This is a genomic window from Alphaproteobacteria bacterium (assembly GCA_024244705.1).
In the GTDB taxonomy this organism is placed as follows: domain Bacteria; phylum Pseudomonadota; class Alphaproteobacteria; order JAAEOK01; family JAAEOK01; genus JAAEOK01.
In genome coordinates, this window is the sequence record JAAEOK010000045.1 from 91,516 (window position 1) to 111,752 (window position 20,237).

The 20,237-nt window shown below is 59.0% G+C and carries 16 protein-coding genes; 15 read left to right on the forward strand and 1 reads right to left on the reverse strand.

Annotated features, from left to right (window positions below; all coding sequences use genetic code 11):
- Positions 1 to 7 precede the first annotated feature (7 nt).
- Positions 8 to 799 carry a hydroxyacylglutathione hydrolase gene (locus GY791_07455; protein ID MCP4328256.1) on the reverse strand — a complete coding sequence of 264 codons (792 nt, stop codon included), beginning with the start codon at positions 797 to 799 and terminating at the stop codon, positions 8 to 10.
- 471 nt (positions 800 to 1,270) lie between these two features.
- Here GY791_07455 and GY791_07460 point away from each other — a divergent pair, with 471 nt between their 5' ends.
- From GY791_07460 to gatA, 15 genes are all read left to right on the forward strand, one after another.
- Entirely contained in the window at positions 1,271 to 2,224 is a 954-nt protein-coding gene (locus GY791_07460; protein ID MCP4328257.1) for a LysR family transcriptional regulator, read from the forward strand.
- A gap of 254 nt (positions 2,225 to 2,478) precedes the next feature.
- Positions 2,479 to 3,633, forward strand: coding sequence for an ABC transporter substrate-binding protein (locus GY791_07465; protein ID MCP4328258.1), 1,155 nt, complete (start codon positions 2,479 to 2,481; stop codon positions 3,631 to 3,633).
- Between the two features lie 94 nt (positions 3,634 to 3,727).
- A complete protein-coding gene (locus GY791_07470) occupies positions 3,728 to 4,912 on the forward strand; it encodes an agmatinase family protein (GenBank protein ID MCP4328259.1) in 1,185 nt (394 codons plus the stop codon).
- Between the two features lie 52 nt (positions 4,913 to 4,964).
- Entirely contained in the window at positions 4,965 to 5,519 is a 555-nt protein-coding gene (locus GY791_07475) for an isochorismatase family protein (GenBank protein ID MCP4328260.1), read from the forward strand.
- Positions 5,520 to 5,832: 313 nt separating this feature from the next.
- On the forward strand, positions 5,833 to 6,750 hold the full coding sequence (locus GY791_07480; GenBank protein MCP4328261.1) for a glutamine amidotransferase family protein: 918 nt from the start codon (positions 5,833 to 5,835) through the stop codon (positions 6,748 to 6,750).
- Positions 6,747 to 7,442 carry a glutamate synthase gene (locus tag GY791_07485; GenBank protein ID MCP4328262.1) on the forward strand — a complete coding sequence of 232 codons (696 nt, stop codon included), beginning with the start codon at positions 6,747 to 6,749 and terminating at the stop codon, positions 7,440 to 7,442. The genes GY791_07480 and GY791_07485 overlap by 4 nt, the downstream gene beginning before the upstream one ends.
- Positions 7,443 to 7,466: 24 nt before the next feature.
- Positions 7,467 to 8,789 carry an FMN-binding glutamate synthase family protein gene (locus GY791_07490; protein ID MCP4328263.1) on the forward strand — a complete coding sequence of 441 codons (1,323 nt, stop codon included), beginning with the start codon at positions 7,467 to 7,469 and terminating at the stop codon, positions 8,787 to 8,789.
- Between the two features lie 215 nt (positions 8,790 to 9,004).
- Positions 9,005 to 10,705 carry an NAD-dependent malic enzyme gene (locus tag GY791_07495; protein ID MCP4328264.1) on the forward strand — a complete coding sequence of 567 codons (1,701 nt, stop codon included), beginning with the start codon at positions 9,005 to 9,007 and terminating at the stop codon, positions 10,703 to 10,705.
- Positions 10,706 to 10,747: 42 nt separating this feature from the next.
- Positions 10,748 to 11,995, forward strand: a complete 1,248-nt coding sequence (locus tag GY791_07500) for a hypothetical protein (protein MCP4328265.1) — start codon at positions 10,748 to 10,750, stop codon at positions 11,993 to 11,995.
- 12 nt (positions 11,996 to 12,007) lie between these two features.
- Positions 12,008 to 13,627, forward strand: coding sequence for an FMN-binding glutamate synthase family protein (locus tag GY791_07505; protein MCP4328266.1), 1,620 nt, complete (start codon positions 12,008 to 12,010; stop codon positions 13,625 to 13,627).
- 116 nt (positions 13,628 to 13,743) lie between these two features.
- The gene (locus tag GY791_07510) at positions 13,744 to 15,432 is read left to right on the forward strand and encodes a pyruvate decarboxylase (protein MCP4328267.1); all 1,689 of its coding nucleotides are present in this window, start codon (positions 13,744 to 13,746) and stop codon (positions 15,430 to 15,432) included.
- 85 nt (positions 15,433 to 15,517) lie between these two features.
- The gene (locus tag GY791_07515; GenBank protein MCP4328268.1) at positions 15,518 to 17,206 is read left to right on the forward strand and encodes a pyruvate decarboxylase; all 1,689 of its coding nucleotides are present in this window, start codon (positions 15,518 to 15,520) and stop codon (positions 17,204 to 17,206) included.
- 206 nt (positions 17,207 to 17,412) lie between these two features.
- Positions 17,413 to 18,567 (forward strand): aminopeptidase P family protein, encoded by a 1,155-nt coding sequence (locus tag GY791_07520; GenBank protein MCP4328269.1) that lies wholly within the window; start codon positions 17,413 to 17,415, stop codon positions 18,565 to 18,567.
- Between the two features lie 19 nt (positions 18,568 to 18,586).
- Complete coding sequence (locus GY791_07525) at positions 18,587 to 18,796, forward strand: hypothetical protein (GenBank protein ID MCP4328270.1); 210 nt, start codon at positions 18,587 to 18,589, stop codon at positions 18,794 to 18,796.
- Between the two features lie 2 nt (positions 18,797 to 18,798).
- A complete protein-coding gene (gene gatA / locus GY791_07530) occupies positions 18,799 to 20,208 on the forward strand; it encodes an Asp-tRNA(Asn)/Glu-tRNA(Gln) amidotransferase subunit GatA (GenBank protein ID MCP4328271.1) in 1,410 nt (469 codons plus the stop codon).
- The last annotated feature ends 29 nt before the right edge of the window (positions 20,209 to 20,237 follow it).

A 20,237-nucleotide genomic window follows, 5' to 3' on the forward strand; every position in this document is an offset into this window, starting at 1 on the left:
GCACCGACTACCAGTCGTTGCGGAGCTCGCGCAACTTTAGGAAAACGGTTTTCGGATCCGGATCTTCGGATAGGTCGGGAAAGGTTACGCGCAGTCGACGGATGACCGTCGGGCTATGGAGGCGGAAAAAGGTATTGATTTCCTTCTCCAGGCCCAGCGTCGATACCAAGGCGGCGTTCGGATCCTGGCTGTCGACGTCGTTCAGCAGCGTTCGCGCGTGGGAATTGTCGGGCTCCCGATCGAGCGTGAACTGCAGGTTGATGGCGATATAATCATGACCCGGATAGATCAATGTATCGTCCTGCAACTTGCTCAATTGGGTGGCGAAAGTCGTATAGAGTTCGTTGGGGTGGCCGCCGTTATGACAATTGCCGGCGCCGGCATTGAATAACGTATCGCCGCAGAATAGCGACGGCTGGTCGGTGCGGGAGAGCAGGCATACGTGGCTCATGGTGTGGCCCGGTGTATCGAGCGATTCGAGCTCGACGATCTTGCCGACCCGGATCACGTCACCGGCATTCAAGCCGCGGTCAACGCCCGGTATCCTTCCGGCCGCATTGGCATGAGCCAAGAGCGTGGCGCCGGTCGCCGCGACCATCGCCTTGTTGCCTCCGGTGTGGTCCCCGTGCTCGTGCGTGTTGACGATCTGAGTAATGTGCCAGTCATTGCGTTTGGCTGCGGCCAAGCACTTTTCATGGTCCAGGGGATCAACGGCCAGGGCTTCGCCGGATTCGGGGCAAACGATGAGGTAATTGAAGTTTCGATAGGCGTTGCCGGTCCATATCTGTTCGACGATCACGCTACTCTCCTTGTCTTGCCGGTTTCCCAAGGCTGGGTGGCTACCAATCCCACGCCCAGGGCACACTACCCCAAATTAGGCACTCCTGCCCCGGCTTTTGAGTTGCCCGATGTGGCCAGGTCAACCGGGCTGGCGGACCACACATTTGCCTCGATGCGACCTTCGTATACACTTCGTCGTTGAACCGCCAACAGGGAGGGTGCCGTGCCGCTGTGGCAAAGAGTGATCGTGACCATCGCCGCGATGCTGATCGTCAGCTTCATAGCCGGCTTGGTGTGGTTCGCCGCGTTCAATATCGAACTGCCGAGCTATATCGGCGGCCTGATCGGGGGGCTCGTCACGTTGCCGACTTGGGAGTTCCTGAAGCGGATCAAGCCGCGCCAGGGAGTCGGCTAACCGACGCCAATCGATAATCTTTTGTGGCCCGAAATCAAGTACTTGGGTATGGCCGCACGGATCGCGAGGGTGCAAATGTCTGATCGAAGCGAGCGGCATGAATCGGAAGAGGCACGGCCGCTAACCGGGCTCAGATTTACCCGCAACCTCGATTGGAACCTGCTCAAGACCTTTCATGAAATCGTCGAGGCCGGCGGCCTCAGCAACGCCGCACAGCGCATCGGCCGCAAGCAGCCGGCATTGAGTATGGCGCTACGCCGTTTGGAGGCTCACGTCGGTGTCAGCCTCTGTCGCCGCGGCCCCGGCGGTTTCGTGCTATCCCACGCCGGCGAGCAGGTTGCGGAAGTCTGCGCCGAAATGTTTGGAAAAGTTTCCAACGTTCCCCGCCGCGTCGCCGACATGGCGGAGGAGGTAAGGGGCCGGGTCAGAATGCAGTTGATCAGCAACCTGGTCGACCGGCGCATAGACGATGCGATCGATCGGTTTCATCGTGCGCACCCCCTGGTCGAAATTTATGTCAGCGTGGCGACCTGGGATGTCGTCAGCCGGGCAGTTCTTCGTGCCGAGGCGGAGATCGGCATTGCGCCGGTTCATCATCGCGACCCGGCACTCACCTATGAATCGCTGTTTCGTGAAGTACACCGGCCGTATTGCGGTCGTGCTCATCCGCTTTTTGGACGAACAGTCGCCAATCCGCGCGATCTCGGCGCCGAAATGTTCATATTGACCGGCGCTGACGAGCCCGAGCAGCTTACCAAATACCGGCGAAGACATGGTCTCGGCCATCGCGTCGCGGGCCTGTCCGAGCATCTCGAAGAAGCCCGCCGGTTGGCGGTGCTCGGTGTCGGCATCTGCTTTCTGCCCGATGCATTCGTTGCACGCGAAGTCGCGGACGGCCTTCTACATCCGCTGTTGCCGGACGCCGACGAGCCGGCCATGGACATTCTGATCATTACCAATCCGGGGGCGCCCACCCACGCCGCGAGAGACCGCCTGCTCGACGAATTTCGCCATCGGTCAACGGGCTGAACGTGTATCTCTTGCGTCGTACGCACCGATTGGCGATGGCACATAAACATCAATTTGGGTGATGTTTAGCATTGAAAAATTGCCGCTTTTTATAATGAAATTTAACGGAGAGAATCGTTCCGAGTTGGCGTTGTAGTGACCTTGAATGCGATCCCTGATCAACGGCCTTGGGGCATACGAAAGGTCGCACGCAAAATACCGGTAGGAACTTTTCTGCTGCGCGTCGGCGCCGAAAAGGAAACGGGAGGAGAAGTATGAATCTCGAAACCAGTCTAAAAAAGATGGTCGCCAGCGCTGTGTTGAGTGTCGCGCTGATGGCCGGTGGGGTCGCTAGCACGGTCGCGCAGGAGACCGTCAATATCGCGATCATTTCCTTCTCGCCCTATGCCCCTTGGTACATCGTCCAGGACAAGAAGATGGCCAAGGGTATAGACCTCAATATCCAACTCATAGAGGACATCACGGCCAAGAACGCGGGCATCGTGAGCGGCCAGATTCAATGCATGCTGAATACGCTGGACTCGGTGGTCGTCGCCCGTGGTGCCGGCGTGCCGATGAAGGTGATCGCGATACCCGCGATGTCGTATGGTCTCGATGAAATGATCGCCGACGCATCGATCACTGACGTTTCGCAGTTTCCGGGTAAGAGTTACGGCGCGGATTATGCATTCCTCAACCACATGTGGATGCTACTGACGCTGAAAGATGCCGGCATTGCATTTGACGCGGTCGAACACCGAATCATGCTGCCTCAGGAAAGCGCTGCCGCATTCATCAGCGGTGGCCTCGACATAGATGTGAACTACCAGCCGTTTTCAAGCCAGTCGTTGGAGCGAGAGGGAGCGCATATCCTCAAGACCAGCCTTACCGACCGTACCTGGGAGCGGGGCTTGATCTCGGAATCGATTGCCTGCAACGAACAATGGCTCAGCGAAAAGCCTGACGTTGCCAAGGAGCTGATGCGGGCTTGGTTCGAGGCCGTCAACTGGTGGAAAGAAAACCCCGACGAGGGAAATGCCCTGGTTGCCAAGGGTCTCGATTGGCCGATCGAGGATGTCAAGCTTACCCAATACGGTGCCGTCATGTTGACGCTCGATCAAGACTTGGGTGCTTTCGGCATCGGCGATGGCAAGCCGCTGTGTATGAGCCTGCCCGAGGGCGCTCCCGAACCGCCGGCCGAGCCGAGCGGCTGGGGCAAGACGCTTTTCGGCGGTCAGCCCGACTGCCAGCCCGGTTATGTAGCGGCCACGTGGGAACTTTTCGGCCAAGTCTACAAAGACGCCGGCGTTGCCGAGGAAACCGCGCCGGCGAGCGAGGGCGTCGATCCCGGCATTCTTGAACAGCTCGCCAATGAGGGCTATGCCAAGAAGTACGGTTCCAACAAGTGGATCGGTCGCGTCGGACTTTGATCCGGACGGCCACGACACTTGGCGGTGTCGTCGTTTCGAAGTCGCTTTCGTATCGAAGCGCGGCCACTGCCAGTCCGACATGGGGAGTATAGGAATGCCGGATCCGAAATCGGATGAGTTCCGCGGCAACCGAAACCTGAAGCGGTTAAGCCGAATCTCGCAAAAGAAACAGGATGAAGAAATTCGGCGTTGCCTCGAGTTGGGGCTGGAAGCCGCTGATTCGATTAACGATCGCACGATCTCACTTTTCAGTCGCGGCCACCAGCCGGCTTTCGCTGGGATCAATACCTTCATGAAGTCGCCCTATTGTGAGGACGTAAAAAAGGTCGGGGAGTACGAGGCGGCATTTCTGGGCATACCGTTCGACACCGGCACGACCTATCGTTCCGGAACCCGCTTCGGTCCACAGGCGGTCCGTCGCATCTCGGCTGTCTATGACGGCTATTCGGTCGATGGCGGCGTCGACCTGTTCGAGGAATTGGATATCTGCGATGCCGGCGACGTCTTCGTCATCCCAGGCAATATCGAAAAGACCTTCGATCAGGTTTCGAAAGCGGTCTCGCATGTCTATACCTCGGGTGCCTTTCCCATTCTCCTCGGCGGCGATCATTCATTGGGCTATCCCAACGTGCGCGGTATCGCTCCCCATATGGACGGCAATGTCGGAATCATTCATTTCGACCGCCATATCGACATGCAGGAGATCGATATGGATGAGCGCATGCACACCACGCCGTGGTTCTGGACCAGCAACGCCCACGAAAGCGTGCAGCCGACGACCCACCACGATCACAGCCATATGCACGACGTCGGGCTCGACAATTGTCCACCGAAGAACCTGGTGCAGATCGGGATCGGCGGGTGGTACGGGTCGCGTCCCGGTTCGGAAGTTGCGCGCGAGCGAGGTACCAGCGTGATGACGATGACCGACGTCGAGGAACTCGGTACGAAGAAGGCCGCGGAACGCGCACTCGAGCTTGCCTGGGATGGTGCCAAGGCGGTCTACCTTTCGTTCGATATCGATTCCATCGATCCGGGCTTCGCTCCCGGGACCGGGACCCCCGAACCGGGCGGGTTCACGCCACGAGAGGCATTGGAAATGGTTCGCTTGATCGCCCGTGAAGGGCTCTGCGGCATGGAAGTCGTCGAGGTCTCGCCGCCCTATGACGTCAACGACAATACCTCGCAGCTTGCCTGCCGGGTCATTCTCGATGCGCTGGGAACGATGGTTGTCGAAGGCAAGCTTGGCCACCGAAGCGAAGTCATGGTACCGGAATAGGGACCGGCGCCGTTCCAATCGCATGACGGCGCGACGCAAGGGAACGCCCGAAATGTTGATGAAGCCCGACCGGTCGTCGCTGCTTGTCATAGATTTACAGGAAAAATTGGTCCCGGCCATCGAAGACGGCGTGCGCGTGGTGGCTAACGCGACGACCCTGGTCAACGCGGCGGAACGACTTGGGATTCCGGTGACCGTCACGGAACATTGCCCCGATCGTATCGGCCATACGGTACCGGGATTGCGCGCGGCGGTGGCGGACGGGTCGGTCATTAGCAAGGTTCACTTTTCGGGTCTTGCCGAACCAACGTTAGACGAGCGATTCCGCGCACTCGGTCGCGATCGGATCATTGTTGCCGGCACCGAGACCCATGTCTGCGTCCTGCAGACGACAATGGATATCAAGGCCGCTGGCTATCGACCCTGTCTGGTCGTGGATGCGACCGGCACACGACACGGGATCGACAAGGAAACCGCGATCGCCCGGTTGAGATCCGAGGGCGTGGACGTTGTCACCACCGAGATGGTTTTGTTCGAGTGGTGCGAGCGCGGCGACACCGCGCTATTCCAATCCGTGCTGCCGCTGATCAAGGCAACTAACTCCTAGGGAATCTCCCGTCGCCATCCGGTGGTTTGATTGGTGGCCGAGGCGTATGCGGTACCTACTTCAGGTGCCAACCGCGTTCCGGCAGCTGGCTCATTAATTAATGAACAGGTATAAAGACGAGCTTTAACCACCGAATTTGTAGTCATTAATTGAAATTCAGATTTAGCCCAGGAGGAATCTATCTGGTCTGGCGCTGGGCCATGAAGGCGTAGATTTTCTTTTTCCTAACAGTAAAATTATGTGAACATGGGTTGAAATGTGTTCGACAAATTGTTACACTGCGCAAACAATCTCAGCGCCGGGAGATGAGGTAATGTGCGGGATCGTCGGGCTCTATCTAAAGAACCCCAATCTTTATGAAAAATTGGGCGAACACCTCCAGACCATGCTGGTGGGAATGACCGAACGCGGGCCAGACAGTGCGGGGTTTGCCGTTTATGGAGACCAGTTGTCGGCCGGATTGGTTAAATTGACGTTGTACGATCCGGCCCAGGCGACAAACTGGGACGGGCTCGCACACCGATTGCAGGATGATCTGAACGCCACCGCCGAGGTGACAGCTCGAGCCTCGCATGCGGTGCTGATCGCCGATACGACCCATGATGCCGTCGCGAATTGGCTCCGTACCTACGCTCCGGCTATTCGGGTGATGAGCCATGGGGACCGAATCGAAATATACAAAGACATGGGCCTGCCGGTTGACGTGGCCAATCGTTTCGGCCTTGCCGCCATGGTTGGAAGCCACGGCATCGGACATACCCGCATGGCGACGGAGAGTGCCGTTACGACCGAGCATTCGCACCCCTTCATCGCCGGTGCCGATTTGTGCCTCGTGCACAACGGATCGCTGAGCAACTACAACCGACTCCGCGCCTGGCTATCGCGACGCGGCCGGATATTCGCGACCGACAACGACAGTGAGGTGGCGGCCCAATACTTCGCCTTTCGCCTCGGTCAGGGCTTGCCGCTGAGCGAGGCGCTTCGGGCGGGCCTACGCGATCTGGATGGGTTCTATACTTTCGCCGTGGGCACACGTGACGGATTCGCAGTTTTGCGCGATGGCATCGCGTGCAAGCCGGCGGTCCTGGCTGAGAACGATGATTGGGTGGCGATGGCTTCCGAATTCCGGAGCCTGTCGGCGCTACCGGGAATCGATCGGGCCCGAGTCTGGGAACCGGCACCGGCAGTCGTTTACAGCTGGGAGGCCGAGCGCATGGATCGTGCCGCGTGACGGTCCAGGATTCGATCACGGTCGACCTCGCCGAGGTCAGCGTTCGGGACCTAAACCAGCGCCTCCATCACTTGACCGACGGAGGCGATGCGGATTGGCAGATCTTGAACCCGCGTGGACAGCACGCCATTGCTGTCGGTTTGATGGATCCGGTGCAAATCACGATCGACGGGCCGGTTGGTTATTATTGCGGCGGCATGAACCAGAATGCGCAAATCGTCGTCAACGGACATTCCGGTTGGGGCGTCGCCGAGAACATTATGTCCGGCGTTGTCCGAGTTCGTGGCAATGCCTCGGAGTCGGCGGCGGCCACCGGCCGAGCCGGCTTGGTTGTGATCGAAGGGGACGCGAGCTCGCGCTGCGGGGTCTCGATGAAGGGGGTCGACATCGTGGTCGGCGGTTCGGTCGGCCACATGAGCGGCTTTCTGGCTCAAACCGGCCGCATGGCCGTTTGCGGCGATGCCGGGGCCGACCTCGGTTCGTCGATTTATGAGGCCGTCATTTATGTCCGCGGCGACGTTGAAAGCCTGGGCGCCGACTGTATCGAAAAAGAAATGACCGACGCACACATTAGCGAGCTCGCGGAATTGTTGACCCGCGCCGAGGTCGCGGCGGATCCATCCGAATTCCGCCGCTACGGCTCGGCGCGAAACCTTTACCACTTCAAGGTCGATCATGCCGACGCCTACTAGGCCGACACTGGCGGGAGAAAAGGCTTGACCGTTGATCGTCGTACAGTCCGCGAATCGGCGACATTTCCGCCTTCCGTGATTGCCGAAATTCAACGCGCCGCAGACCAGGGTATTTACGATATCCGCGGATTCGGCGGCAAGCGGCGGCTGCCGAATTTCGACGACTTGGTATTTCTGGGTGCGTCGACATCGCGCTATCCGCTCGAGGGCTATCGTGAGCGCTGCGATACGTCGGTTACGTTGGGAGCGCGCCACGCGAAAAAGCCGATCGAACTCAAGATCCCGATCACCATCGCCGGTATGAGCTTCGGCGCCTTGGGTGCTCACGCCAAGGAAGCAATCGGCCGTGCAGCTACCGAAATGGGGACCAGCACGACGACCGGTGACGGCGGTATGACCGAAGAGGAGCGCAACAGCTCCAAGACCCTTGTCTATCAGGTCCTGCCCTCCCGCTACGGCATGAATCCGGACGATCTTCGTCGTTGCGACGCGATAGAGGTTGTCGTGGGGCAGGGGGCCAAACCCGGCGGCGGCGGCATGTTATTGGGCCAGAAAATCACCGAGCGCGTGGCCGAGATGCGTACGTTGCCTGTCGGCATCGATCAGCGCAGTGCCTGCCGTCATCCCGATTGGACCGGCCCCGACGATCTGGCGATCAAGATACGCGAATTGCGCGAAATCACGGATTGGGAAAAACCGATCTACGTCAAGGTGGGCGCGACGCGGACCCGATACGACGTTGCGCTCGCCGCCAAGGCCGGCGCCGACGTGATTGTCGTCGACGGAATGCAGGGCGGGACCGCCGCGACGCAGGACGTATTTATTGAACATGTCGGAATACCGACCCTGCCGGCGGTGCGCCTGGCCGTCGAGAGTCTGAAGGAGCTCGATCTTCACCGTGAGGTCCAGCTCATCGTGTCGGGCGGGATCCGAACTGGTGCCGATGTGGCCAAGGCTTTGGCGTTAGGGGCGGACGCGGTCGCGATTGGCTCGGCGGCGATGCTTGCGCTCGGGTGCAACAAGCCTGTCCATGAAGAGGATTATCGCGCAATCGGCGCTGAGCCCGGTTATTGCCATCATTGTCATACCGGTCGCTGCCCGGTCGGCATCACCACCCAGGACCCTGACCTCGAACGACGCCTACCACCGGAAGTCGGTGCGCGTCATTTGCGCAACTATCTCACCGTTATGGTCCTTGAGTTGCAAACCCTGGCCCGCGCATGCGGCAAGAGTCATATTCACAATCTCGAGCCCGAGGATATGGTCGCGCTAACGATCGAGGCCGCCGCCATGGCCGGAGTGCCACTTGCCGGGACCGACTGGATTCCTGGCCGCACTGCTTTTTGACCTAACTGCCGAAAACGCGAAAAGCGCTCCCTGGGCCTATTCTGTCCCTTTCGGCCGCCTCGTAGCCTCGATGATTCGATCCATTGCCATCAAACGAGCCAAAAAACCGGCTGTACCGCCAAACCTCTAGTGTAGTATCCGACCGTCAACGCATCGGGGGTGGCGTCTCGTGCCGGGGCTTGTATTCTAGGGGCCACGGGCGGAGGCAAAGGCATATGACCCAATCCACGGTTGCGCCCCATATCGAGTTGGACCTGCACGGGGGGCAACTCCTTGATAATCCCCTCTACAACAAGGGTACGGCGTTCTCCAAGGACGAGCGTAAAGAGTTCGACCTCGTCGGTCTCCTGCCACCCCATATCGACGACATGGAGACTCAGGCCGAGCGCGCCTACGCGGCCTACCAACGAAAAACGGAAGACCTCGAACGCCACATTTTCCTCCGCGGCCTCCAGGACACGAATGAAACGCTGTTTTACCGTTTGGTGCTCGATCATCTGCCCGAGATGATGCCGATGATCTATACCCCGGTCGTCGGCGCCGCCTGTCAACAGTTCAGCGAGATATACCGGCGACCGCGTGGCTTGTTCATATCCTACCCGGAACGGGAAAAGATCGACGTCATGCTGGATAACGCGCCGGTTCCCAACGTCGAAGCCATCGTCGTGACCGACGGAGAAAGAATTCTCGGTCTCGGGGATCAGGGTGCCGGCGGCATGGGCATTCCGATCGGCAAATTGTCTCTCTATACGGCATGCGGCGGAATCACGCCGACCGGCACGTTGCCGATCCTCCTCGACGTGGGGACCAATAACGAGGAGCGATTGAACGACCCCATGTATGTCGGCTGGCGTCACGAGCGCGTGACGGGTGACGACTACTATGACTTTGTCGACATGTTTGTGCAGGCGGTGAAGCGGAAATTTCCACACGTTCTGCTCCAGTTCGAGGATTTCGCGCAGACCCACGCGGCCCCGTTGCTGGCCAAATATCGCGACCAGTTGTGCACCTTCAACGATGACATTCAGGGGACGGCGGCGGTCACGGTGGGAACGCTGCTCGCCGCCTGTAAGGTCACCGGCGGCAAACTATCGGGTCAGACAGTAGCCATGTTTGGTGCCGGGTCCGCGGGCTGCGGCATCGCCGAACAGATGGTCGCCGCGATGGTCAGGGAAGGTTTATCGGAGAAAGACGCGCGGGCTCGTTTCTATATGATCGACCGGCCCGGCCTGCTCCACGACAAAGTCGAGGACTTGCTGCCTTTCCAAACGAAGCTATTGCAGCCGCACGACAAGGTTGCGAGTTGGGGAACCGGGAAGGGTGGGGAGATAACGTTTCTCGACGTGATCAAGAACGCGCATCCGACAATCCTCATAGGGGTCTCGGGCCAGCCCGGGAAATTCACCGAAGAAATAATCCGGGAAATGGCGAGCCACACCGATCGCCCCATCATCTTTCCGCTGTCCAATCCGACGTCCCGCATCGAGGGCGTTCCTGCGGACTTGATTTCGTGGACCGATGGACGGGCCCTGATCGCGACCGGGAGCCCGTTCGGTCCGGTGGATTTCAAAGGACACACCTACCCGGTCGCCCAATGCAACAACAGCTATATCTTTCCAGCGATGGGGCTGGGAATCCTTGGGATCGGCGCGCGGCGAGTTTCCGACGGCATGTTCATGGCGGCGTCGGAAGAACTCAGCCGCCACGCGCCCGCGCTGAAGAACCCCGAGGGGTCACTTTTACCGTCGCTGGAGCAGGTGCGGGAGATTTCCGCTGACATTGCCTATGCCGTGGCGGCTCAGGCCCAGTCCGAGGGGCTTGCCGAGGACACGCCGAAATCGGAGATGAAAGAACGGGTTGACGCAAAACGGTGGCAACCGGTCTATTCCGCCCTCAAGCGGCGGTCCCGCAACTAGCTTTACAGTGAGCCGAGGCGAAACGGCAAACGGAGGACGACAATGAGCCTGGACATCATGACCGTGGCGCCGAAAGGCGATAAGAAAAATTCCGATTTCTTCAACGAATATCGATTGAAGGTCTATGAACGGCGGAAGTCGAGCGGGCTGGAGGATCTTCTCGGCACGATGCGAGGCATCGTAATCCAGGTCGAGCATGGCGATGCGCTTCCTTATCTGGAAGAACTTTATACGATGTCGCCCTATCGGTTCGAGGCCGCCCGTCTGAACGAGACTCACAAGATCTATTTTCTTCGAACCACGCCCGACCAACCGCGTCTTATCGTGCTCGAGCCGCTCAATGCCAACTACGTCGACGATATCACGCGCTTCAATATGCTATATCCGCGCGCCCGCCCGAAACCAAACGCGCGCTATGTCGGCGAGCTTTTTGCCACCAAGGACCTCGGCGAAACCCAAAAAATACTGGAATCGCACGAAATTAGATTCCACACCGCGGCGGAGGAGACAAACTCGCTATTCGCCAACGAGCATTTCAGTTTCACCGTGCCGTCCGATTTCACCGGGAATCGGGTTGGCTATACCTCGATCGATCTAAACGATGTCGACCAGATCGGCGCGGGCCAGGGTCTTGAATTGGCCAACGATGAGGTCAACCGCCTGAAGAAGGCCGACGACGAAATCCAAAAGACAGATATTCCAAAGGTGGTCCTGGGCCCCGATCACATGGCAACGCGCATCCTGTCCGGCGAACGCGAGGACGCGATCCTCGAGTTTCTAACATTGTCGAATTACTATTTCTGGGGCGCTTACAACATCAGCGACATGAATTCGTCGACCAACGTCAACCGCAATCCGAATGTCGACGACGAAAAGCAATCTCCCGCAAAGGTCTTTACCGCGAACAATACGCCGTCATTCGTCAATTCCTTCGAGGGATTGCCGATGCCGACCGAGAACTTCGTACGGAACTTTGGCCGCAGAATGCATCACATGGCCTATCAGGTTCTCGACGGAGACCATTCCAGCAAGCAAAAGAACATCGATTACGTCGTCGAGGAGCTCAAGAAACGGAAAGTTGCATTTCTCGCCCACGTTGTCGGCGAATGTGGCGATGAGCCGGACCTCAAGCAGATCTTTTCTAAGCACTCGGAATATTCGATTCTGATCACCGAATACATTGAACGCTGCAACGGCTACCAAGGGTTCTTTACCAAACAGAACGTCGCGGCGTTGACCGAGGCAGCCGGGCTCGACGAGCGCTACGAGCACGGCCACGTTTTCGATTAATCGAGGTAGTAGATGCTTGGTCAAGTTGATTGGTTGAGGCCGTTCCTGCGGTTCGTTCCATTCGCCCTCTGCGCCACGTTGTCGGTGGTATTCTTTATCTTGTGGGTGTCGTCGAGCGGCGGCTATTTCTGGCTTTTCCTCGCTGCGATTGTCCTAACCGGGATGGGTGTGTGGGACTATTTCCAGGAACGCCACAACCTGATGCGCAACTATCCGGTTGCCGGCCGCCTGCGGTGGGTCTTGGAAGGCATCCGGCCGCAAATAAGGCAATACTTCATCGAGAGCGATATCGATGGCGCACCGTTCAACCGAAACGAACGAACGCTTGTTTACGAACGCGCCAAGAACATCCACGCGGAGGAGCCCTTCGGCACCGAGCGTGACGTCTATGCGCCGGGGTACGAATGGTTTGCGCATTCGATCGCACCCGTTCCAGCGTCCGAGACTCACTTTCGGGTCGACATCGGCGGGCCCGGCTGTAGCCAGCCGTACGCGATGGCGCTATTGAACGTCTCGGCAATGAGTTTCGGTGCGCTCAGCGCTAATGCCATAAGTGCCTTGAACCTGGGCGCCAAATTGGGCGGCTTCGCCCACGATACCGGGGAGGGAGGTCTGACCGACCACCATCTTGAACACGGCGGCGATTTGATATGGGAAATCGCCAGCGGCTATTTCGGCTGCCGGACCGCGGACGGGAAATTCGACCCGGACAAATTCAAAGTCAAGGTGAACGTCGATTCCGTCAAATGCGTCAGCATCAAATTGTCGCAGGGTGCGAAACCGGGCCTCGGCGGCGTCATGCCGGCGGCCAAGGTGACGCCGGAAATCGCCCGCATTCGGGGCGTCCCGGTCGGCGTCAAATGCATCTCGCCGCCCTATCACACGGCTTTTTCCACGCCGCGCGAGTTGATCGAGTTCGTCGCCAAGCTTCGCGAACTGGCTAACGGCCGGCCGACGGGTTTCAAGTTCTGCGTTGGCCATGGTTCCGAATTTCTCGGCATTTGCAAGGCGATGATCGACCTCGACGTGTATCCCGATTTCGTTATCGTCGACGGCGGCGAAGGCGGCACGGGTGCGGCGCCCTTGGAATTCGAGAACCATGTCGGGTCGCCTTTGACCGAGGGACTGATATTCGTCAACAATGCCCTCGTCGGATGCAATTTGCGTGACCACATCAAGATCGGCTGCAGCGGCAAGATCAATTCGGGTTTTGCCATCGCCCAGAAAATTGCCCAGGGGGCAGACTACTGCAACGCGGCCCGAGCCATGATGTTCGCGCTTGGATGCGTGCAGTCGCAAAAGTGCCAAACCAATCGCTGCCCGACCGGCGTAGCGACCCAGGATCCGCGGCGTAGCAGGGCGATCGTCGTCCCAACCAAGGCCGACCGAGTGCACCAGTTTCAAAGGCAGACCGTCGAAAGCTTTAACGAATTTATCGCTGCTATGGGTCTCGACGATCCCAGTCAGTTGAAACCGTCGATGCTGTTCCGTCGCGTCGATGAGAAATCGATTCTCCCCTACAGCGAAATATACAGCTATCTGGAGCCCGGAGAGTTGCTCGGAGGAACTTCGAATGCGCGATTTCGACAGTATTGGGAAGCAGCGGACCCCGATAGATTCCGAACCGGCTAATCGGCAAATTGTCATAGCGGGCGCTTCATGGTCGATGGATCGCCGGACGGCAACGAGCCGCCTCCACCGAACACGCCGTGGTCTAAATAGACAGCACGAAAACGGGAGCACAAACAATGAGTGATTCCAGCACAGTCGGCGGATATCTCGCCAGCCGGTTACAGGATATTGGTCTGCGGCAGTATTTCGCCGTGCCCGGCGACTACAACCTTGTCCTCTTGGATGAGCTGTTGAAAAACAAGAACCTGCAGATGATCAGCTGCTGCAACGAATTGAACGCGGGCTACGCGGCCGATGGTTATTCGCGTGCGACAGGCGGACCCGCCGCGGCTGTCGTGACTTACAGTGTCGGCGGGCTGAGCCTGCTGAACGCCGTTGCGGGTGCCTATGCGGAAGATATCCCCGTCATCGCCATTTCTGGCGGGCCAAATACCAACTCCGAAGCCGAGTACGAGTACCTCCACCATACCTTGGGCGAGGTCGACTATAGTTATCAAAGGGATCTGTTTAGTCGCGTAACCGTCGAGTCGGTTGTCCTCCATCACCCGATGCTGGCGCCGGCCCAGATCGACAATGCGATCGAGATGGCTTTGTCGCGACGCAAGCCCGTCTACATCGAAGTTGCCAGCAATATTGCGGGGGCGTCGACGTCGGCACCGAGCAGCCGGGGGTTCGGCGAGCCCTCGGCGAGCGATCCACGGTCGCTGAAAACGGCGGTCGAGCATGCCGCCAAATTCCTCAACGCTGCGGAAAAACCGGTTCTCGTTGCCGGATCGAGGATCCGCGCGGGTCAGGCCGAGGCGTCATTTCGGGCCCTCGCGGACACCAGCGGATATGCCGTCGCCAGCATGCCCAACGCGAAGAGTTTCGTTTCGGAACACCAAGAAAACTACATGGGGATCTATTGGGGCCCGGTGAGCAGCACCGGATGTAGCGAGGTAGTAGAAGCTTCAGACGCCGCCCTTTTCGCCGGACCCATCTTTACCGACTACACGACGACCGGGCACCAACTCGGCGTCAATCGCAAGAACATGGTCGTCGTCGCACCGAACTCGGTTCTGCTGCAGGGTGCGCTCTACAGTCAGGTAAGAATGGATGATTTCTTGAGCAAGCTTGCGCCCAAGCTGAATAAGAGCGATGGCGCGATGGTCGCCTTCGATCGCATTCGCGAGGATGTTCCGGAACTCGAACCCACCGGCGGTGAGGCGCCGCTCACCGTGCGGCAACTCTTCGCCCGCGTGCAGAAAATGCTCGACGGCGATTCGACACTACTCGTTGAGACCGGTGATTCCTGGTTCAACGGCATGGACATCAAGCTGCCGGCCGATGCGCGATTCGAAATTCAAATGCAATACGGGTCGATCGGCTGGTCCGTTGGGGCGACGCTGGGTTACGCGTTGGGCAAGTCCAAGGGCCGGCTCATTTCGTGTATTGGCGACGGTTCGTTCCAGATGACCGCGCAGGAACTGTCCACCATGATCCGATACGGCGTGAACCCGATTATCTTTCTGATCAACAATGGCGGCTACACAATCGAGGTGGAAATACACGACGGCCCCTACAATACGATCAAGAATTGGCGCTACGCGGATTTGGTTGATGTTTTCGGCGCTGGCGAAGGGAATGGATGGAGTGGCCGCGCGTCGACTGAAGGGGAATTGGACGACGCGATCGCCAAGGCCCTCGGCCATGATGGACTCTGTCTCATCGAGGTCATGATCGATCGTGATGATTGCAATCGAAACCTGCTGCGCTGGGGCAATCGGGTTGCCCAGAACAATGGGCGACCGCCGCGCTGTGAATGAGTGAGGTTCGCCGATAGAGCCCGAAAGCATCCCGTGCCGCACGCTGCGGTCCAGATAGCAGACACCAATGACGGGAGCACGGACAATGAGTGATTCCAGCACAGTCGGCGGATACCTCGCCAGCCGGTTGCAGGATATTGGTCTTGGACAGTATTTCGCCGTACCCGGCGACTACAATCTTGTCCTCTTGGATGAGCTGTTGAAGAACAAGAACCTGCAGATGATAAGCTGCTGCAACGAATTGAACGCGGGCTATGCGGCGGACGGATATTCACGGGCAACGGGCGGACCCGCCGCGGCCGTTGTGACCTACAGTGTCGGCGGGCTAAGCCTGCTGAACGCGGTTGCCGGCGCCTATGCGGAAGACCTCCCCGTCATCGCCATTTCTGGCGGGCCAAATACCAACTCCGAAGCCGAATACGAGTACCTGCACCATACCTTGGGCGAGGTCGACTACGGTTACCAAAGAGATATATTTAGCCGCGTAACGGTCGAGTCCGTTGTCCTCCATCACCCGATGCTGGCGCCGGACCAAATCGACAATGCGATCGAGATGGCCTTGTCGCGCCGCAAGCCCGTCTACATCGAAATCGCCAGCAATATTGCGGGGGCGTCGACTTCGGCACCGAGCCGCCGGGGGTTCGGCGAGCCCTCGGCGAGTGATCCGCAGTCGCTGAAAGCGGCAGTCGAACATGCCGCCAAATTCCTCAACGCGGCGGAAAAACCGGTTCTCGTTGCCGGGTCGAGGATTCGCGCGGGCGGAGCCGAGGCGTCATTTCGTGCTCTCGCGGATACCAGCGGATATGCCGTAGCCAGCATGCCCAACGCAAAGGGCTTCGTTTCGGAACAGCACGAAAACTATATCGGGATCTATTGGGGCCCGGTGAGCAGCACCGGGTGTAGCGAGGTGGTGGAAGCCTCGGATGCGGCCCTTTTCGCGGGACCCAACTTTAACGACTACGCGACGGCCGGTCACCAGTTTGGCGTCAATCGCAAGAACATGATCGTCGCCGCACCGACCTCGGTTCTGCTGCAGGGTGCGCTCTACAGCCAGGTAAGAATGGATGAATTCCTGAGCAAACTTGCGCCCAAGCTGAATAGGAACGGCGGTGCGATGGTCACGTTCGATCGCATTCGCGAGGACGTTCCGGACCTCGAACCGACCGGCGGTGAGGCTCCGCTCACCGTGCGGCAACTCTTCGCCCGAGTGCAGAGAATGCTCGACGGCGACTCGACACTGCTCGTCGAAATCGGCGATTCCTGGTTCAACGGCATGGACCTCAGGCTCCCGGACAACGCGCGGTTCGAAATTCAAATGCAGTACGGGTCGATCGGCTGGTCCGTTGGGGCCACGCTGGGTTATGCGTTGGGCAAGCCGAAGGGCCGGCTCATTTCGTGCATCGGCGACGGTTCGTTCCAGATGACCGCGCAGGAACTGTCAACCATGATCCGGTACGACGCGAACCCGATTATATTTTTGATCAATAACGGGGGTTACACGATCGAAGCGGAGATTCACGACGGCCCCTACAATACGATCAGGAATTGGCGCTACGCGGATTTGGTTGACGTCTTTGGCGCCGGCGAAGGGAATGGATGGAGCGGCCGCGTGTCGACGGAAGGGGAATTGGACGACGCGATCGCCAAGGCCCTCGGCCATGATGGGCTTTGCCTTATCGAGGTTATGATCGATCGCGGCGATTGCAATCGAAACCTGCTGCGTTGGGGCAATCGGGTTGCTCAGAACAATGGGCGCCCGCCACGCTGCGAATGAGTGAGGTTCGCCGATAGAGCCTGAAAGAATCCCACGGTCGCGGTGTCGTTGCGCTTGAATCAAATTTCTGGGTAGGCGACTGCCTCGAACCTGCAGCGGCCATTGACCGCGCACGAATATGGGTTTTTGATCTTGCCCGGGAAACTGGCCGCCGCGCTTGCGGGGCTCGGTCACAAGTTCCCAGAATGTCGGGGGGAGCTAATCGAATGGCGGACATTTACCAACAACGTGTGGCCGATCTGCAGGAACGGATGAGGGCGGCGGGCCACGATTCCTTCGTCGTCTATGACGCCGACACGATCTATTACCTGTCGGGATACTGGGGTTATCTGGGAATGGAATTCGATCGCGCCACTTTGATCGTCGTGCCGGCTACCGGAAATCCGGTCTTGATCACGCCGGCCATGGAAGCGGAAATGGCCCGCAACATGACTTCGATCGCAGACGTGCGGGAATGGATGGATGGTGTGGATGGCGAGTGGATGCGCCACCTTGCCGATATTCTCGAGGCCCGGCCGACGCGCTCGGTGGCGGTTGAGCGCTATAAGACACATTCTCGCGTCATGGAAACCCTAGGCAAGCTCGTATCCGAAGCGGCGTTGGTCGACGCGGCATCTATCATCGGCGAGATGCGAATCGTCAAGAGCGCGGAAGATATCGCGGTCATGCGGCAAGCTGGGCAAGTCGCGGCGGCAATGGCTCGCGCCGGACAGGAGGCCATCGGCGAAGGGGTCCCGGAATATGAGATGGCATTGGCTGTCATCAATGCGGGATCGCGCAAAGGCGCTGAGTTGCTGGAAGCCGTGGGCGAAGACCACCTGGCTTCGCCGATGATCTACAACCTTCAGATCATGCAATCCGGCCAACATACTTGCATGGTTCACCGCCGATCGACAGTTAAGCGCCTGGTCCGCGGTGACCCGGTCTATTTTTGCTTTTGTGGTATCGCCAATTTCAAGCAATTCAAGCTCGGCTTCGACCGCTCGTTTTTCGTGAGTGAGGTTACCGATGAGCAGGCGAGAATCTACGAACTGGCATTGGCTGCCCAGCAGACCGCACTGGCCCAAATTCGCCCGGGAGCGATTGCGGAAGAGGTCCATGCCGCCGCCGAGGAAGTCTATCGATCCGCTGGATTCAGCGCGGGCTACCGGACGGGGCGCGGAGTTGGGTATTCCTTTCTTGAGAATCCCCAACTGAAGGCCGGCGACCGGACGATCCTGATGCCGGGCATGACCATGGCCGTCGACGGCGGCATAAATGTACCGGGGGACTTCGGCGCCCGTATTGGCGATTCAATCGTGGTGACGGAGAGCGGTTTCGATTATCTCACCGACTATCCTCGCGACTTAACCGTCGCCTAAAGAATGAGGTGAGGCGGTCATGAAGCGAATCGAAAGACGAACGCTGAAGCGCGTCTCGGAGCAGCTCGCGGGCCGCGAATGGGATGGCGAGGCGCTCGATGAGTTGGTCGCACCGGCCCACGGCGTCATCATCGGATTTCAGGAACTCCTGGATGAATTGGCCGATCTGAGCCGGGTAGATCTCGGCGACACGCGTCCGGCCGGCTTGCCTCACTCGCCGAAGAGCTAGTCATGCCCGGCAGCGAATTGGCATTCCTGCCGGTGTCCGATATCGCCCGGTTGATGGCCAATGGTGCGGTTTCGCCGGTCTCATTGACACAGTATTTCCTCGATCGCATCGATAAATACGATGCCGGTCTGCACGCGTTCATCACGGTTATGGGCCGGCCGGCCCTGGCCGCGGCCGCCCGGGCCGAGGACGCGGCATCATCCGGTCCGCTATGGGGTATTCCTTTCGCCTGCAAAGACATGATTCAGGCGCGGGGGGCGCCAACGACGGCGGGTTCCGCGGTGCTCGCCGATTGGATGCCCGAAGCGGACGCGACCGTGGTTGAGCGGATGACGGCGGCCGGCGCGATATTGATCGGCAAGAATAACCTCCATGAGTTTGCCTATGGAGCGATGGGCGAGAACGCGATTTACGGGACCCCGCCAAACCCATTTGATCGCGAACGCTTGGCCGGAGGCTCGAGCAGCGGTTCGGCGGCGGCCGTTGCTGCCGGTCTGGTTCCCGCCGCGATCGGTACCGATACCGGCGGCTCGGTCCGCGTGCCGGCCGCGCTCTGTGGCCTCGTCGGACTAAAGCCGACGCTGGGGCGGATCAGCACTTACGGAATCATTCCTTTCGCCTGGACGCTGGACCATGTCGGCTTGCTGACCCGCACCATCGAAGACAGCGCATTGTTGCTCGAAATTCTATCCGGATTCGACCCACGGGATTCCGGTAGCGTAGATGTGGCGAATGAGGATTCGATTGGCACCCCGCGGGCGGATGTCGCGGGACTGAAGGTTGGCGTGCCACGGCGTTTTTTTTACGAACGGGCAGATCCCGAGATCCTGGACGCAACGGATCGCGCGCTGGCGACACTGGAGAAAGCCGGCGCCACTTGCATCGAAATCGAACTGCCTGCGATGGACCATGCCAGGACCGTGTCGTTGACGATCCAGCTATCCGAGGCGCTTTCCTACCATAGCCGTTACCTTGAAACCGGCCGCGACGCCTATGGCGAAGATCTCCTTGCCGGGCTTGCGGCTGGGCAGTTCATTCTGGCCGAGCACTACGTTCGTGCCAGGCGGTTCGTGCAGCAATTTCGGGAGTCGACCAACCTGGTTTTCGAAACGGCGGATATCATCGTAACGCCAACGACACCATTTGTCGCACCAATGATCGGAACAACGGAAGTCGAGACGGACGGCCTGACCGAGGCGGTCGGGAACGGGCTGACGCGATACACGACGTTCTTCAATATGTCGGGACATCCGGCCGTGAGCATGCCCGCGGGCCTTCACTCGACCGGCTTGCCGATGGGTGTGCAAATCGTTGGACGCCATTTCGAAGAGAAAACCATACTTGGCGCCGGGGCGGTGATCGAACGAGAACCAGATTTCGCCATTCCGATGCCTAAGGCGTTCCTGGATTAAGCCAGGAAAGGTTACAACCATCGGCCTAG

Excerpts from the sequence above, each read along its gene's own strand:
- GY791_07520 (MCP4328269.1), top strand. The coding sequence starts at position 17,413 with ATGGCGGACATTTACCAACAACGTGTGGCCGATCTGCAGGAACGGATG.
- GY791_07500 (MCP4328265.1), top strand. The coding sequence starts at position 10,748 with ATGAGCCTGGACATCATGACCGTGGCGCCGAAAGGCGATAAGAAAAAT.
- GY791_07465 (MCP4328258.1), top strand. The coding sequence starts at position 2,479 with ATGAATCTCGAAACCAGTCTAAAAAAGATGGTCGCCAGCGCTGTGTTG.
- GY791_07505 (MCP4328266.1), top strand. The coding sequence starts at position 12,008 with ATGCTTGGTCAAGTTGATTGGTTGAGGCCGTTCCTGCGGTTCGTTCCA.
- GY791_07470 (MCP4328259.1), top strand. The coding sequence starts at position 3,728 with ATGCCGGATCCGAAATCGGATGAGTTCCGCGGCAACCGAAACCTGAAG.
- GY791_07525 (MCP4328270.1), top strand. The coding sequence starts at position 18,587 with ATGAAGCGAATCGAAAGACGAACGCTGAAGCGCGTCTCGGAGCAGCTC.
- GY791_07495 (MCP4328264.1), top strand. The coding sequence starts at position 9,005 with ATGACCCAATCCACGGTTGCGCCCCATATCGAGTTGGACCTGCACGGG.
- GY791_07460 (MCP4328257.1), top strand. The coding sequence starts at position 1,271 with ATGTCTGATCGAAGCGAGCGGCATGAATCGGAAGAGGCACGGCCGCTA.
- GY791_07475 (MCP4328260.1), top strand. The coding sequence starts at position 4,965 with ATGTTGATGAAGCCCGACCGGTCGTCGCTGCTTGTCATAGATTTACAG.
- GY791_07480 (MCP4328261.1), top strand. The coding sequence starts at position 5,833 with ATGTGCGGGATCGTCGGGCTCTATCTAAAGAACCCCAATCTTTATGAA.
- GY791_07510 (MCP4328267.1), top strand. The coding sequence starts at position 13,744 with ATGAGTGATTCCAGCACAGTCGGCGGATATCTCGCCAGCCGGTTACAG.
- GY791_07515 (MCP4328268.1), top strand. The coding sequence starts at position 15,518 with ATGAGTGATTCCAGCACAGTCGGCGGATACCTCGCCAGCCGGTTGCAG.
- gatA (MCP4328271.1), top strand. The coding sequence starts at position 18,799 with ATGCCCGGCAGCGAATTGGCATTCCTGCCGGTGTCCGATATCGCCCGG.